Origin of the sequence: uncultured Rothia sp. (assembly GCF_963555405.1) — a bacterium.
Taxonomy (GTDB): Bacteria; Actinomycetota; Actinomycetes; order Actinomycetales; family Micrococcaceae; genus Rothia.
In genome coordinates this window covers 283,631-299,908 of the sequence record NZ_CAUVVO010000002.1, presented here as the reverse complement: position 1 = coordinate 299,908, position 16,278 = coordinate 283,631, and the positions used below count along the sequence as shown (strand labels likewise).

The window sequence follows — 16,278 nt, the reverse complement described above, 5'->3', positions numbered from 1 at the left end:
AGTTTGCAGATTGGTTCTCCATATATAGGAGTGATTCTTTGATATCTCGCTCTGAATGCCTCACGGCGGGCGCTCGTAGTTGGGGTACCTGCACGAAGCGTACCTCTAGCAACGCTGCTAGAGGTCTAGCTTCCTGGCTCAAAAATCGCTCCGCACCTCCTATATAGGAGTCTCTTGGTGCCTCTCATACCCCAATTTTCAGTTTTCCGCCCCTTTTTTAAAAATTTTTTCGCCCAACCACCCCGGCACAGTCCGCCGTGCGCTGAATCGCCGCGCCGCGCCCTCACCCAGACTAAAAACCGCGGAATTCCGCGGTAAAACCGCCCATCCGCGCCGCGCCGCCACCCCAAAATCAGCCGCAAAACACCCCTCCGGAACCCCGAAAAACCCGCCCCTCACACGCCTCCACGAAAAAAAGTTGAGTAAAGTTCGCTCAACCCTATTGACACGCCCTCTGAGAGGGTGCATACTTGAGTACATGAGGCTCAAGGAAGCCGCGCAGACCACCCCACACGGGGCGGCACGCGCAGCACCGACCGCCTCCACAACTTTCAAACTATCCCGCCTCGCGTTAGAAGAAGCGGGGCACTAACACATAAGGAGTGAATAAACATATGGCACGTGCAGTAGGTATTGACCTCGGTACCACCAACTCGGTCGTAGCAGCACTGGAAGGTGGCGACCCGGTCGTCATCGCTAACGCAGAGGGCACCCGCACCACCCCCTCCGTCGTCGCATTCTCCAAGGACGGCGAGGTTCTGGTCGGTAGCGTCGCAAAGCGTCAGGCAGTGACCAACGTCGACCGCACCATCTCCTCCGTCAAGCGCCACATGGGCACCGACTGGACCACCGAGATCGACGGCAAGAAGTACACCCCGCAGGAAATCTCCGCTCGTATCCTCATGAAGCTGAAGGGTGACGCAGAGGCATTCCTGAACGACAAGGTCACCGACGCCGTCATTACCGTTCCCGCATACTTTAACGACGCTGAGCGTCAGGCAACCAAGGAAGCCGGCGAGATCGCAGGCCTGAACGTCCTGCGTATCGTCAACGAGCCCACCGCCGCAGCACTGGCATACGGCCTGGACAAGGGTAAGGAAGACGAGCTCATCCTGGTCTTCGACCTCGGTGGCGGTACCTTCGACGTCTCCCTGCTGGAAGTCGGCAAGGACGACGACGGCTTCTCCACCATCCAGGTTCGCGCAACCAGCGGTGACAACCGCCTCGGTGGTGACGACTGGGACCAGCGCATCGTTGAGTGGCTGCTCGCACAGGTGAAGGCAAACACCGGCGCAGACCTGTCCAAGGACAAGATCGCTCTGCAGCGTCTGCAGGAGGCAGCTGAGCAGGCTAAGAAGGAGCTGTCCAGCGCTTCTAGCACCAACATCTCCCTGCAGTACCTGTCCGTGACCCCCGAGGGCCCCATCCACCTGGATGAGAAGCTGACCCGCGCAAAGTTCGAGGAACTGACCCGCGACCTGCTCGAGCGCACCAAGAAGCCCGTGCTCGACGTAATCAAGGAAGCTGGCGTGTCCATCTCCGAGATTTCTGAGGTCATCCTGGTCGGTGGCTCCACCCGTATGCCCGCCGTCGCTGAGCTCGTCAAGGAGCTCACCGGCCGCGAGCCCAACAAGGGCGTGAACCCCGACGAGGTTGTGGCAATGGGTGCAGCACTGCAGGCAGGCGTTCTGAAGGGCGACCGCAAGGACGTTCTGCTGATCGACGTCACCCCCCTCTCCCTCGGTATCGAGACCAAGGGCGGCGTGATGACCAAGCTGATCGAGCGCAACACCGCAATCCCGACCAAGCGTTCCGAGACCTTCACCACCGCAGAAGACAACCAGCCCTCCGTGACCATTCAGGTCTTCCAGGGTGAGCGTGAGTTCACTCGCGACAACAAGAACCTGGGTACCTTCGAGCTGACCGGCATCGCCCCCGCACCCCGTGGCGTGCCCCAGATTGAGGTCACCTTCGACATCGACGCAAACGGCATCGTCCACGTCTCCGCAAAGGACAAGGGCACCGGCGTTGAGCAGTCCATGACCATCACCGGCGGTACCTCCCTCTCCAAGGACGACATCGACCGCATGGTCAAGGACGCAGAGGCACACGCAGAGCAGGACAAGGCACGCCGCGAGGCTGCTGACACCCGCAACGAAGCCGAGTCCGTCGCATACACCACTGAGAAGCTCCTGAAGGAGAACGGCGACAAGCTGCCCGAGAACGTCAAGACCGAGGTCCAGGGCGATGTCGACGAGCTGAAGAAGGCACTCGAGGGCGACGACGACGCAGCAGTGAAGTCCGCATTCGAGAAGCTGCAGGCATCCCGATCCAAGCTGGGCGAGGCACTCTACGCAGCAGCACAGGCTGAGGCATCCGAGTCCAAGCCCGCCGCTGACGAGGACGTTGTCGACGCCGAGGTTATCGACGAAGACGAGAAGAAGTAATCATGGCTGAGCAGGAAAACATCACCCCCGACCCGCTGGAGGAGGCATTCAACGCCCCCGCAGCGGAAGGCCACCCCGAAGCTGAATCGGTCGAAAGCCCCGAGGAAGCTGCGGAAGCCGTCGAGGCTGAGCTCCAGGACGCCGTAGAAGCAGAATCTGCGGATGCGGCACTCGCCGCGGAGCGCCTAGACTCCCTGCTTCGCCTGCAGGCAGAGTTCACTAACTTCAAGAACCGCACCGCTCGCGAAAAAGAGCAGCTGCGAGGCTTCGTAACCAGTGAACTGGTGACCGCGCTGCTGCCGGTGCTCGACGACATCGACGCCGCACGCAAGCACGGCGACCTGCAGGACGGCCCCTTCGCCTCCATCGCTACCAAGCTCGAAGAGCTGCTCGGCAAGCAGGGCGTGGAGCGTTTCGGTGAAGTAGGCGACGCCTTCGACCCGAACATCCACGAAGCTGTACTGCAGCAGCCCACCGACGAGGTGGCTGAGGATTATGTCTCCATGGTTCTGCGTTACGGCTACCGCGTGAACGACCGCGTGGTTCGTACCGCTCAGGTGGCTGTGGCTGTCGCACCGTAAGGTGGTCGGCTCAGCAATGGCTGAATAACTAACGACGGGCGGGTGCTCTCCCTGGTGGGGGGAGTGCCCGCCCTGTTGCTTGCCTGGGCTACTATGCCCAGTGTTAGCGCGGGTTTCGGTGAGCTGTGGCGGCGGTCAAGAGGCTTGTAGGGGCGCTATTTTTTGGCCTAGCCCCTTCCAAAATTGAGTCAAGTAGACTAAACTTTTATATAGAGCATTAAGACAAGACGTGGTGCCCTGCTAGCCGTCCCGTAACCGAGGAGGGCGGCGCATCACCGCGAGAGGAGAAACAAACATATGGCAAGCGAAAACTGGATAACTGACGACTTCTACAAGGCACTGGGTGTCAGCGAAGACGCAAGCGAAAACGACATCAAGAAGGCGTACCGCAAGCTCTCCCGCAAGTACCACCCGGACCTGAACCCCGGCGACGCCGCAGCAGAGAAGAAGTTCAAGGAAATCTCGGAAGCATACGACGTGCTCTCCGACAAGAAGCAGCGCGAAGAGTACGACCAGATCCGCCGCTACGGTGCCGCAGGCATGGGCGGCTTCGGCGGTGGCAGCTACACCGGCTACCCCGGCGCGGACGCATTCGGCGGCTTCAGCAACGGCGGCGCGGGCATCAACATTGACGACCTGCTCGGCGGCCTCTTCGGTGGCGGCGCGGGCGGCTCCCGACGCTCCGCAGGCTTCACCAGCGCCGACTTCGGCGGCATGGGTGGCGGTGGCTTCGGCGGCGCACAGCACGCGGCCCCCGAGGAAAGCACCACCAGCACCCGCATCAGCCTCGCCCAGGCATATACCGGCGCGACCGTGACCGTGTTCCTGCCGGACGGCTCCCACACCGAGGCGCGCATTCCCGCCGGCATTAAGGACGGTCAGAAGGTGCGCCTGCGCGGCAAGGGTCTGCACGGCGGCGACCTGAAGGTCACCGTGCGCGTCTCCGATGACTCCGTGTACTCCCGCGAAGGCAACAACCTGATTATGCGCGCTCCCGTCACCCTCGCCGAGGCTGTCGACGGCGCCGTCATCGAGGTGCCCCTGCCTGACGCATCCACCGTGAAGCTGCGCCTGGCACCCGGCCAGGTCGGCCGCCGACTGCGCGCCAAGGGCCGCGGCTTCAAAGCAAAGGGCGGCGACGGCGACCTGATGGTCATCCCCGAAATCGTACTGCCCACCGAGCTGAGCGCAGAAGCGCAGGAAGCATTCGACAAGTTCGTGAAGCTGGCACCCCAGGAGAACCCCCGTAAGGATCTGTTGAAGAAGGCGAAGTAAACCAATGGCATCTCGAGAATCATCTTCCAAGTCTCGTAGCGGCAAGCCGCTGCACAGCGTGGACCTGCCGGTTTTCGTGATTTCTGTAGCGGCTGAGCTGGCGGGCATGCACCCGCAGACCCTGCGCCAGTACGACCGTATCGGCCTGGTTCAGCCGTCGCGTGCGCCCGGTAAGGCGCGCCGCTACTCGCAACGTGACGTGAACCGTCTGCAGCAGATTCAGCAGCTCTCGCAGGAGGGCGTCTCCCTGGAGGGTATTCGCCGCATCATTGAGCTGCAGTCCCTCGTGGAGGAGCAGCAGGAGCAGATTGCGGCGCTGCAGCGTCAGGTTGAGGATGCGAAGGTGAAGCTGGGTATGGCGGAGCGCGTGTTTGCTGCCGGTACCAGTGGTGACGTGGTGCATATTGCCCGCGGTACCCGCCCGGCGGCGCGTCAGCGTTCCTCGGCGGTGGTGCTCTACCGCAAGCCGCGCTAAACCGGCAAAACCGGCTACACTTGGATAAACGGTTCGGCTGTTCTAGCTCGCTTCTAGTTCATTTAGCCGCCCATAGAGACTTGTGCGTCTTAGTGTCATACGACGCGTGAGGGAGGGTAGACCCCCGCCCCGCATGCACTTGGACCCACACACAAGGAGGTGAGGCTCCCCGAATGACCGGGGAGCCTCACCTCCTTAACGTATAAGTCGCGTACTAGCGCTGCCTCGCTTACTTGCGGCGGTAGGTCAGGTCGTGCGCGCGGCGGCCCGCCTCCTGAGCCTTACGCTCAAAGCTGGTGAGGGTACGACCCTCCCAACGCGGAGCCCAACCACCCAGCGGATCCTCCTCGGTCGCACCGGCGCCGGGGTTCACGTTCTCAAAGTCGGGGTGCGCCTCCAGAACCTCACGCATGACCAGGGCGTACTCCTCCCAGTCAGTCGCCAGACGCCAAATGCCGCCGGGCTTAAGCACGCGCGCAACCTTATCAGCGAACGCCGGGGACACCAGGCGGCGCTTGTGGTGGCGGGACTTGTGCCAGGGGTCCGGGAAGAACACCCACAGCTCGTCCACGGAGTTCTCCTCAAGCATGTTGTCGAGCAGCTCGGGTGCGTTCGCCTGAGCCACACGCACGTTCTCCACGCCGGCGTTGCCCATCTTCAGCAGCAGGTCCGCGATGCCGGGGGTGTACACCTCAACGGCGAGGAAGTTCGCCTCGGGCACCTCAGCTGCGCGGTGCACAATCGCCTCGCCCAGACCGGAACCGATCTCTACGACCTGGTACGCCTCACGGCCGTAAATCTTGACCGGGTCGAAGGTCGCCTCGGGTGCGACGGAGGTGTCGGTGCGCAGACGCGGGATGTCCAGCACGTGGGTGGGGGAGTAGGTGTCCCACGCCTTCTGGCGGCGCGCGGTGAGGCGGTCGCCGCGGCGGACGAAGGAGTAGGGCTGGCGGAAGAATTCCTCGGGAACCGGCTTCTTGGCCTTTTCTTCGGTGGATTCGGGTGCCTGGCTAGGCTGCGTGTTCTCAGTAGACATACCTAAAAGAATAGCGTAGCGCCGCTGCACCGTGCGGTTTCGCGGCGCGCGGGGCTGGCGTGACGCTGAACTAGCCGGGCTTGATGCTGAACTAGCCGGGCGTATGCCGGTCTGAGAAACACAGAAATTTAGTGTGCAGACAAAAGTGCGGCGGGAACGAATACTGTTCCCGCCGCACTTTCGTGAGGTCGTCTGAGTGAGTTAGCGTGTGGGGCTTACTTCTTGGAGCCCAGCAGTGCCAGACCCGCGCCGAGCAGCACGATATTGTTTGCGAGCTGCTGGCCGTCCTGGGTGGGACGGAAGGTTGCGTCGTGCATGTCCGGGTTGCGGAAGTACATGGTCATCAGGTTTGCCGCGAATACGGTCAGGCCTGCGCCCGCCAGACGTGCGGGGATGAAGGGGGTCAGCAGGGTTGCGCCGAGTGCGGTTTCTGCGCCGGAGATGAGCTTACCGAAGGTTGCTGCGTCCAGCTTGGAGATTGCGGGAACACCGGTTGCCGCCATCTGCTGCAGGAAGGCGTAGGTGCCTTCGTCTGCCTTGAGCTTCTTGACGCCTGCGTCGAGGATGAGTGCGCCAGCGGTGAGTCGTAGTGCTGCGTTGGAGAACTTGCCCATTGTTGTGTCCTTCTGTTCTGTAGTTGGTTGGTTAGGTTTTGTTGAACGGTTTCTACTCTAGACCCGGTTTCTCGCTATGTAAAGTTTTACGTGTAAAGTTTCTAAATATTTTTGAAAACCCGGGAGAAGCGTGCAGAGAAGGGGTGCGATCTAAGGGCGATGCGGGGCGTGTTTCGGGTGGAGGCTGAGAGATGCCACAGGCTCGCCCCGTCTCAATCGCCCCGTCTCAAAAATCTGGTGATGTTGTATTCCTTGTACTTGTGTGGGTATGAGGGGGTAAAATTTGAAATTATGCATTCTCTGCATAACCTTTTATCGGCGATGCAAGAAATCGGAAGCCCCGCAAAATCGGAGCCCACAAGCCCAAGCGCACCGCGCCGGCTCGGGAAGCGCGGGAACCGCCTCCTGGCGCGCCGTTCAGGATTATGCACGAATACCAACCACCCGGACTCGCCCCCGAGTGAAATTTAGGGCGAATCGACGCAGGAAAGAGAAATACGTGACACAGCAGCCAATGCAGCACAACTCCGTCACCGGCCTGGACTCCGAAGCTGAGCACTCCAAGCTTCAGCGTGGACTAAGCTACCGACACATCCAGCTGATCGCTATTGGCGGCGCCATCGGCACCGGCCTTTTCCTCGGCTCAGCAAAGACCATCGCCCTGACCGGCCCCTCCATCGTCTTGGTGTACGCCATTATCGGTAGCGTCATCTACTTTGTTCTGCGCGCCATGGGCGAGATTCTGCTCTCCAACCCCAAGTACAAGTCCTTCACCGACTTCATTACCGACATTCTCGGTCTGCGCGCCGGCTTCTTCGTCGGCTGGTCGTACTGGTTCTTCTGGGTCGTCACAGGTATCGCGGACGTCATCGCGATTACCGGCTACGTGCAATACTGGCTACCTGACATGCCCAAATTCATTCCGGCGCTGACCGTCATTGTGGCGCTGTTGCTGCTGAACCTGCCCTCGGTAAAGAACTTCGGTGAGATCGAGTTCTGGTTCGCAGTCATTAAAATCGTCGCGATTGTCGCCCTCATTATTGTTGGTGCGCTCATGGTTGCCTTCAGCTTCACCAGCCCCGACGGTACTACCGCCTCCGTAACCCACCTGTGGGACCACCCCGGCCCCTCCGGTAGCGGTATCTTCACCCAGGGTGTGACCGGCTTCCTGGGTTCCTTCCAGATTGCTCTCTTCGCCTTCGTGGGTGCTGAGCTTGTTGGTACCGCCGTGGCTGAGACCAAGCACCCCGAACGTACCCTGCCCAAGGCTATTAATGCTGTGCCCTTCCGCATTGCGCTTTTCTACGCTGTGCCGCTGATGACCATCCTCGCCGTGACCCCCTGGGACAAGCTGGATAAGTCCATGAGCCCCTTTGTGGGCATGTTCTCCCTGGCGGGCATTGCTGTTGCCGCTTCGCTGGTGAACTTCGTGGTGCTGACCTCCGCAGCATCCTCTGCGAACTCCGGTATCTTCTCCACCTCCCGCATGGTCTACGGTCTGGCGCACGACGGTGCGGCACCCTCCGCACTGGGCAAGCTCACCAAGAACGGCGTGCCCGCCAACGCCCTGTACCTGACCACCGTGCTGCTGCTGTTCAGCCTGGTCATGCTGTACGCCGGCAATGGCATCATGGAGGCGTTTACCGTGGTGACCTCCGTGGCGTCGATGATGGGTATCTTCACCTGGAGCATGATTCTGATTGCCTACCTGGTCTACCGCAAGAAGTTCCCCGAGCGCCACGAAGCCTCCCAGTACAAGATGCCCTGGGGTATCGGCATGAGCTGGTTTGGCCTGGTCTTCTTCGCCGTCATGGTCTACGCCCTGAGCCTGTACCCGGACACCGCAATCGGTCTGGCGCTGACCCCCGTCTGGTTCATCGCCCTGGCGATTGGCTACGAGATCCTGACCCGCCGCCACGCTGCCAAGCGTGCTCGTGCGCTGGCTGCTGACAAGGCTGGTCAGAAGTAGTTTCTGTTCTTTCTGCGGCGTTTATGTAGTGTTTATGCGGCGCTGTTGGTAAGCCCCGTTTCTGCATTCTTTGAGGATGCGGAGGCGGGGCTTTCGCGTGCCCCTTGATCGGGTGCTAGGCGGCATTTCTGCATCTCTTGATGTGATTTCAATAATAGAGATAAGTCACTTTTTCGTGTCAAAACCTGTTTTTGCACCCTGAACACCTGTAGAATAACTATCCAAGTAGCTGTGAGAGCTCCCAGAAAAACTTCGCGTTAGTCGATAGTGTGACACTTCCGAGTACCGCGCGGTAGCTGGCATGGAGCCCCAGCCGCGCCCCGAAATCCGGGGACACCCCGCAAAGCATGGCCGCATAAACATACAGTGACTGTGCCTGCTGTGTTTAGTAATTCTTATTCCAGTAGTGGCACAAGCGGTACGGGGTACAACCGCTGAAAAGAGGACGTCGTGACTGAACAGAACAACGTCACCCTGAATCCGAAAGCTCCCGAGCAGGGAGAGCGACTGCATCGTGGCCTCAGCAACCGCCACATCCAGCTCATCGCAATCGGCGGTGCCATCGGTACCGGCCTGTTCATGGGCTCCGGCCGCGCTATCTCCCTGGCGGGCCCCTCCGTGATTTTCGTGTACATGCTCATTGGCGCCGTCATCTTCCTGGTGCTGCGAGCTATGGGCGAGATTCTGCTCTCCAACCTGAAGTACAAGTCTTTCTCTGACTTCACCACCGACCTGGTCGGCCCCATGGGCGGATTCTTCCTCGGCTGGTCCTACTGGTTCATGTGGGTGGTCACCGCCGTCGCGGACATCATCGCAATTGTTGGCTACCTGCGTCTGTGGTGGCCCGACCTGCAGGCATGGATTCCGGCGCTCGCCGTCATCGGCGTTCTGCTGACCCTGAACCTGGTCTCCGTGAAGAACTTCGGCGAAATCGAATTCTGGTTCTCCATGATTAAGATTGTCGCCATCGTCGCCCTGATTATTGTTGGTGGCGCCATGGTTGCTATCGGCTTCACCTCACCCAGTGGCGCGCAGGCATCCGTCGCAAACCTCTGGAATGACGGTGGCATGTTCCCGAACCACTTCATCGGCTTCCTCGGCGCATTCCAGATTGCCGTCTTCGCGTTCATGGGCTCCGAGCTGGTTGGTACCACCGCCGCTGAAACCCAGGACCCCGAAAAGACCCTGCCCAGGGCAATCAACGCCGTGCCGGTACGTATTATGGTCTTCTACGTGGGTGCGCTCGCCACCATCCTGATGGTGACCCCCTGGCGCCTCGTCAGCCCCGATAAGAGCCCCTTCGTCGCCATGTTCACCCTGGCGGGCCTGGGCATTGCCGCGCACATCATCAACTTCGTGGTGATTACCAGCGCAACCTCCTCGGCGAACTCCGGTATCTTCTCCACCTCGCGTATGGCATTCGGTCTGGCGCGCGAGCGCAGCGCCCCGCAGTTCCTGGGCAAGATTTCTAAGAACGGCGTGCCGCGTAACGCGCTGTTCCTCTCCGCCGTGATGCTGCTGTCCTCCATCGTGCTGCTCTACGCGGGTGACTCAATCTCTAGCGCGTTCAACCTGGTCACCACCGTGGCTGCGGTACTCGTGATTTTTGCGTGGGCGATGATTATGGTCAGCTACCTGATGTACCGCAAGAAGTTCCCCTCGCGTCACGAGAAGTCGAAGTTCCGTCTGCCCGGCGGCCGTTTCTCCGCGTGGCTGTCGTTGGTGTTCTTCGCCTTCACCATCGGTGTGCTGGCCATGGATGAAGAAACCCTCAGGGGTCTGCTCGCGATGCCCGTCTGGTTCGCGATTCTGGGTATTGGTTGGTTCTTCAAGCGCCGTGCGGATGCACGCCGCCACGAAGCAATCTCGACCCGCACCGCGCAGATTGCGATTGTGGAGGCGTCCGAGATTTTCTCGGCACGCTAAGCACCCCACGCTAAGCCATGCCGACTATCTCGGTATCGGCTATCAGCGCATGCTTAAAGCCCGCGTCACCTGCTCCTCTCAGGGAGCGGGGGACGCGGGCTTTCGCTGTCTCCAGGGATGAACCCGAGAGGCTCTAGAGATGAACCCGAGAGGCTCGCGGGAGTGCTTGCTTAGACGGAAGCCACCTCGACCTCTTCGGCAAGCGGGTCGTCGTCATCGTCGGTGCGGTAGAAATCCCAGCGTTCACAACCGCAACCGGAACGCATCGCCTCAATGACGGCGGCAGCCGCCTCCATCGGGTCGAGCGCGTGCAGGTTCCACAGCGCATGCACCGGCACCGGGTGCCTCCAGCCGTGCTCCTGCAGGAACTCCGGGTCGAAGGCGGGTAGCGCCTCGACGGTGGGTTCAAGCTCGCAGAGGAAGCCGGTGGGGGAGCGGAAGACCGTCACCACGGGGGTCGGGTCGGCATCTTCCAGGCAGGCTCCGTCGAAGAAGTAGTAGGTGCTCAGGCGGCGGTTCCAGGCAAGCTGCGCGAGGCGTTCGCCGAAGACTTCCACCGTCTGCTCCCACTGGGTGCGGTGGTACGCCGCAAGGTCGGTGTGGGCGGTCTGCACCACGCCGATGCCCTGCTCGGTGAGTTCGCGGGCGCTCAGACGTGCGGGTTCTGCCGGTTCTGCGGGAGCGCCCGCAGGGGAGCCGTCCGCAGGGGATGCGTCCGGGGTATCCAACTCTGCTAGTTCTGCTTCGGTGAGCTCCGCGTTAGCCAGCTCAGCGTTAGTCAGCTCAGCGTCGAGGAGCTCAAGCTCCTCAGCGGCGCTCGCCTCGGTCTCGTTCGACTCAGTGGCGCTCGCCTCCACGGCTGCTGCGTTGGCTTCGTTCTTCGTCCACAGGCGCAGCTCGCGGGCGATCTGCGTGCGTCCTCGATGCAGGGTCGTCTGCCAGGAGCCGAACTTGGCGCGTACCGCACCCAGGGGCGGCACCTGCTCAATGAGCGTGGGAATGGTAGACCAGTAGCCGTAGTTCAGCGCCGTCGGCTCGCGGTCGTAGCGGGCGCAATAGCTCAAAAAGAGGCTCAGAGTCTTCGGCGCAAAATCCTCGGGTACCGCCGCGGCGTCGATATACCACTCGTTCTCGAGCGCCTCCGCCGGGTAGATGCCGGTGCGGAGCATGCCCAGGGACCAGTTGCCGTCGCCGAGGTAGTCGTTGACCGTCTGTGCGGGGGCAGGCCACGCCGATTCGCCCTCCATACTGGCGGCAAGCAGGGTGTACAGGCTACCGCCCTCGGTGCCGATTTCTTTCACGCCGCGCAGTCGGATGTCCTCGAGGGTCTGCGCGTAGGCTTCTTCCTCCAGCTGGGAGTAGGGGTGTGCGGCAAGGTACTTGAGCGTAGCGCCGATCTTCGCCAGAATGTGCGCAATGTCTTCATTGCTGAAGTGGCGTGCCTCCAGCGCGGGCGGCAGGTCGTGAATAATATCGCAATCAAGAATCAGCGCCGCGTACTCGGGCTCCGGAGGCAAATCGTAGGCTTCCGCGAAAACGTACCAGAGGCCGCAGGCGAGTACCGTGTAGCTCGGGGCGTCTGCCGTGACCGGGCCAAACTGCCAGATGCCGGAGCTCAGCGCATAGTTCAGGTACTTCTTGTTGATGTGCGGGTACAGAAAGTTGAGGCGGCGGAGAACCTGGGTAGGGGTGAACCCCAGCGCGGCGAGTTCGGCGATGAGTCCCGCGTACTCGTCGTGAAAATCTAAGTAGCCCTCCGGAGCGTTTGATAGCGCGGCTTGTTCGCGCATGGGTCCCTCTTTCATCTGCGGGATGTGGCGGCACCATGTCGTACCGTGCCGCCGAAACCCTGAATGTGTGCACGCAGACAAGGGCGTTTGCGTGGTGTGAGGCCACCCCTTATCTGCATGAATAAGCGATATTTTTTCAAAAAATATGCTCTTTTATCTAAATTTATCGCTGAAACTAAGCACTATTCAAATACGTGAACCCCTAACACGGTTTCTTACGGAAAGATGACAATATTTAGCGCACCCACAGGGCAAAATGTGCGTAAAGACTCGTAATCTGCACTAGAAGATGCGATAGAAAAATACGCTTACCCGCACCCGCACAGGCGAGCAAAATACGCCCCGCGCTGACTCTTTTCTGAGCATTACCGGTCAACCCATGAGCTGCGGCGAAATATGCGAAACTGGAAGGATGAGCGAACACCCCCTCCCGAGCAGCATCCGCCCGCGTGCGGATCGAGCTGCACACCCCGCGCCCAGCAGCGCCGCCGGCAACGAACCCAGCAGTGCCGCACACCGCGAAAAACACGAAACCGGCGGCAAGACTGAGCAGCCTGCCGAGCACCTCATCAACGCGCTCGCCGTAGAAACCGGTATCGCGCCGCACCGCATCCGCGCAGCCGTGGCGCTGCTTGACGCCGACAACTCCGTACCCTTCATCGCCCGCTACCGCAAAGAAGCAACGGGTGCACTCACCGACACCCAGCTGCGCACCATCCAGTCGCGCCTGGGTCAGCTCCGCGCCCTCGAAGAGCGCCGCAACCGCGTGCTCGAAGCGCTCACCGAACGCGCCGACGAAGGCCTCATCGACCCGCTCACCCTGCTGCAGCTGCGTTCCTCGCTCATGAACGCCGCCACCATCGCAGACGTGAACGCCATCTACGCCCCGTACCGCAGCGAGCGTGTGACCCGCGCCCAGATGGCGCGTGCCGCCGGGCTTGATTCCCTCGTCGAAGACCTGCTGGAGGTGCCCCTCGCTGAGGCGCACGCCATCGCCGCCGCGTACATTACCGACGGCACCGAAGACGACGAGGACGAGGGCATTGAGGTTGCAGAGGCGGACGAAGCCCTGCAGATTCACAGTGCTGAAGAGGCCCTCGACGGTGCCCGCGCAATCCTGGTTGACCGCGCCCTCACCGACCCGGTGCTGAGCGAAAAGCTCCTCAAGCGCCTGCGTGAAAGCGGCGTGATTGAGTCCCGCGTGATTGCAGGTCAGGAAAGCATCGGCGCGAAGTTCTCCGACTATTTCGCCTTCTCGGACCGTATTCGTTCCATTCCGCCGCACCGTGTGCTGGCGCTGCACCGCGCCAAGGACGCCGGCGTGGTGCGCCTCAAAGTGGATGTGGCACCCGCCCCCGTGGCGCTCAGCCGCCTGCGTGGTGCCGCCCGCGCCGAAGCTGAGGCCGCCGCCGAAAATTACGAGAACGTCCGTTCTGCATACGAGCGTGAAGTCGCCGCCGCGCTACGCATCCCCGTGCAGGTGCTCAACACCGTCGACGACGAAGACCGCGTGCTCGGCTGGCTCGCCGCCACTGTGCGCACCGCATGGCGCAGCCACCTGCGCCCGCGCCTTGCCGAACGCATCCGCCACCAGCTACTCGACGCCGCCGCACAGCACGCGACCGAGGTGTTCGCCTCCAACCTGCGCGATATTCTGCTCGCCGCACCCGCCGGACACAAGACCACCCTCGGCCTGGACCCGGGCCTGCGCCACGGCGTGAAATACGCCGTAGTCGACGGCACCGGTGAGCCGCTGCGCGTGGGCACCGTCTACCCGCACGCCCCGCGCAACCAGTGGGCAGAAGCACTGCGCGAGCTCGCCGCCGCCTGCCGCGAGCACGGCGTGGAACTCATCGCCATTGGCAACGGCACCGCAAGCCGCGAAACCGACAAACTCGCCAGCGAACTGATTCGCGCCCTGCGCGAGGAGGGTGTAGAGGCGCCCCAGAAGGTGACCGTTTCGGAGGCGGGTGCCTCCGTCTACTCCGCCTCCGTCCTCGCCGCCGCCGAGCTGCCCGACTACGACGTGACCGTACGCGGCGCCGTCTCCATTGCCCGCCGCCTGCAGGACCCGCTCGCCGAGCTCGTCAAAATCGACCCGCAGTCCATCGGCGTGGGCCAGTATCAGCACGACGTGCCGCCCGCAGCCCTGCGCCGCGCCCTCAACGACACCGTCGAAGACTGCGTGAACGCCGTGGGCGTGAACCTCAACAGCGCCTCCGTGCAGCTGCTTGCACACGTGGCGGGCGTGGGTACCGCAACCGCCGAATGCATCGTCGCCTACCGCACCGAACACGGCGCCTTCGCGAACCGTCGGCAGCTGCTGAACGTGCCGCGACTGGGGGCGAAAACCTTCCGCCAGGCGGCAGGATTTATTCGCATCCGCGGCGGTGAAGAGCCGCTGGACGCCTCCGCCGTGCACCCGGAAGCCTACCCGCTCGCGCGCCGCATTATTGCCGACGCGCAGGCACGCAACGGCGCTCACTGGGTTGCCGGCGCCCTGGGTACCTCGGACGGTAGCGACCCGCTCACCGGGCTGAATCCCGCCGACTACGTGCAGGACAGCGATACTCAGGCGAGCGCGGACGAAGGCACCGCCGGCGTGTATACGGTCGAGGACATCTTCAACGAGCTGCGCCGCCCCGGCCTGGACCCGCGCGGTAGCTTCCGCACCGCCCGCTTCTCCGAGTCCGTCTCGCACTTCGAGGACGTACGCCCCGGCATGGTGCTCGAGGGTACCGTCTCGAACGTGGCGGCATTCGGTGCGTTCGTGGATATTGGTGTGCACCAGGACGGCCTCGTGCACATCTCGCAGATGAGCCGCGGCTACGTGGCGAACCCGCACGACATTGTGCGTAGCGGCGACATCGTGCAGGTGCGCGTCGTGGAGGTCGACCCGGCGCGCCGCCGCATCTCCCTCTCCCTGCTGGTGGAGGACGAGAACTAGCGGGTGAGAGCTAGCTACAGAGCGCTCGCCAGGATAGCTGCATGAAAGCCACCCAATCCAAGAACGAGCGTTCGCTAAAACTTCACCTCCCGCAAGAGCACACAAAAGCCCCGACAGGCATTATCCGTGCCTGTCGGGGCTTTATTTGGGTGCGATTCGAGCTCTACGCCCGAGCTACACCTTAGAAGTCGATGTTCGCCGGGTCAGCGCCAATACGACCCTCGGGGGTGGACAGAGCATCCACAGCCGCGATGTCCTCGGCGGTCAGCTTCACGTTCACCGACGCCAGGTTCTCCTCAATGCGGGAGGGGGTCACAGACTTCGGGATAGCCACGGTGCCCTTAGCCAGGTGCCACGCCAGCACGACCTGCGCGGGGGTTGCGCCGTGACGCTCCGCAATCTCAGCCAGCACGGGGTTCTGCAGCAGGTCGCTGCCGTTACCCAGCGGGCTCCACGCCTGAGTCGCAATGCCGTACTTGGCGTGAACGGCGCGCAGCGCCTCCTGCGAGAAGTAGGGGTGCAGCTCAATCTGGTGGATAGCCGGAACCACGCCGGTCTCCTCGATAATCTCGCGCAGCTGCTCCTCGGGGAAGTTCGAAACACCAATGGAACGGACCTTACCCTGCTTCTGCAGCTCAATCAGCGCACGCCAGGAATCCAGGTACAGGCCCTGCTGCGGCTTAGCCCAGTGAATCAGGTACAGGTCAACGTAGTCGGTGCCCAGCTTCTCCAGGGACGCCTCAAACGCCTCAAAAGCGCTCTCGTAGCCCTGGTCGGAGTTCCACAGCTTGGTGGTGAGGAAGATACCCTCACGAGCCACGCCGGAGTTAGCGATAGCGCGGCCTACGCCCGCCTCATTGCCGTAAATAGCGGCGGTGTCGATGTGACGGTAGCCGATCTCCAGGGCGGTGGCCACGACCTTCTCAGCGACCTCGTCCTCAACCTGCCACACGCCGTAGCCCAGCTGCGGAATGGTTCGGCCGTCGTTGAACTTTACGTTCGGTACGTTGTAGCTCATGATGCTCCTTTGGAATCTATGGGGAGGCGGCGCCTCCCGAAGAGTTGCTTTGGATAGTTCTACAAGGCTACGCCCCAGAGCCCCCGTTGAGAAGGGCCGGGCCAGAATCGGGCGTGAATCTAGCCTGAGGCGTAACCAAATGACAAAAAATGACGGGTGCCAGACACCTCCTCAGACTCGAGGGCTACCGCTCAGACTCG

General features: G+C 61.9%; 11 protein-coding genes. 7 read left to right on the top strand and 4 right to left on the bottom strand.

Going from position 1 to position 16,278, the window contains the following annotated elements; genetic code table 11:
• The first annotated feature begins 614 nt into the window (after positions 1–614).
• The 4 genes from dnaK (at position 615) to RWL87_RS02630 (ending at position 4,778) form a co-directional block, all read left to right on the top strand.
• The gene (gene dnaK, locus RWL87_RS02645; protein WP_313968801.1) at positions 615–2,447 is read left to right on the top strand and encodes a molecular chaperone DnaK; all 1,833 of its coding nucleotides are present in this window, start codon (positions 615–617) and stop codon (positions 2,445–2,447) included.
• A 2-nt stretch (positions 2,448–2,449) separates the two neighbouring features.
• Positions 2,450–3,028 carry a nucleotide exchange factor GrpE gene (locus RWL87_RS02640; protein ID WP_313968800.1) on the top strand — a complete coding sequence of 193 codons (579 nt, stop codon included), beginning with the start codon at positions 2,450–2,452 and terminating at the stop codon, positions 3,026–3,028.
• A 297-nt stretch (positions 3,029–3,325) separates the two neighbouring features.
• On the top strand, positions 3,326–4,303 hold the full coding sequence (locus RWL87_RS02635; RefSeq protein WP_313968799.1) for a DnaJ domain-containing protein: 978 nt from the start codon (positions 3,326–3,328) through the stop codon (positions 4,301–4,303).
• A gap of 4 nt (positions 4,304–4,307) precedes the next feature.
• Complete coding sequence (locus tag RWL87_RS02630; RefSeq protein WP_313968798.1) at positions 4,308–4,778, top strand: heat shock protein transcriptional repressor HspR; 471 nt, start codon at positions 4,308–4,310, stop codon at positions 4,776–4,778.
• Between the two features lie 229 nt (positions 4,779–5,007).
• Here the strand turns inward: RWL87_RS02630 and trmB are convergent, their stop codons facing one another.
• Both trmB and RWL87_RS02620 read right to left on the bottom strand, forming a co-directional pair.
• A complete protein-coding gene (trmB, locus tag RWL87_RS02625) occupies positions 5,008–5,814 on the bottom strand; it encodes a tRNA (guanosine(46)-N7)-methyltransferase TrmB (protein ID WP_005508988.1) in 807 nt (268 codons plus the stop codon).
• 215 nt (positions 5,815–6,029) lie between these two features.
• On the bottom strand, positions 6,030–6,428 hold the full coding sequence (locus RWL87_RS02620) for a hypothetical protein (RefSeq protein WP_313968797.1): 399 nt from the start codon (positions 6,426–6,428) through the stop codon (positions 6,030–6,032).
• A gap of 514 nt (positions 6,429–6,942) precedes the next feature.
• Here RWL87_RS02620 and RWL87_RS02615 point away from each other — a divergent pair.
• Together RWL87_RS02615 and RWL87_RS02610 are read left to right on the top strand one after the other, a co-directional pair.
• On the top strand, positions 6,943–8,397 hold the full coding sequence (locus RWL87_RS02615; protein ID WP_313968838.1) for an amino acid permease: 1,455 nt from the start codon (positions 6,943–6,945) through the stop codon (positions 8,395–8,397).
• A gap of 450 nt (positions 8,398–8,847) precedes the next feature.
• Positions 8,848–10,323: an amino acid permease gene (locus RWL87_RS02610; protein WP_313968796.1), complete on the top strand. Its 1,476-nt coding sequence runs from the start codon at positions 8,848–8,850 to the stop codon at positions 10,321–10,323.
• A 170-nt stretch (positions 10,324–10,493) separates the two neighbouring features.
• Here RWL87_RS02610 and RWL87_RS02605 read toward each other — a convergent pair whose 3' ends face one another.
• Positions 10,494–12,113 carry a dehydrogenase gene (locus RWL87_RS02605; protein ID WP_313968795.1) on the bottom strand — a complete coding sequence of 540 codons (1,620 nt, stop codon included), beginning with the start codon at positions 12,111–12,113 and terminating at the stop codon, positions 10,494–10,496.
• 412 nt (positions 12,114–12,525) lie between these two features.
• Between RWL87_RS02605 and RWL87_RS02600 the strand changes: the two genes are divergently transcribed.
• Positions 12,526–15,060, top strand: coding sequence for a Tex family protein (locus RWL87_RS02600; protein WP_313968794.1), 2,535 nt, complete (start codon positions 12,526–12,528; stop codon positions 15,058–15,060).
• Positions 15,061–15,241: 181 nt separating this feature from the next.
• Here the strand turns inward: RWL87_RS02600 and RWL87_RS02595 are convergent, their stop codons facing one another.
• Entirely contained in the window at positions 15,242–16,078 is an 837-nt protein-coding gene (locus RWL87_RS02595; protein WP_313968793.1) for an aldo/keto reductase, read from the bottom strand.
• Between the last annotated feature and the right edge of the window lie 200 nt (positions 16,079–16,278).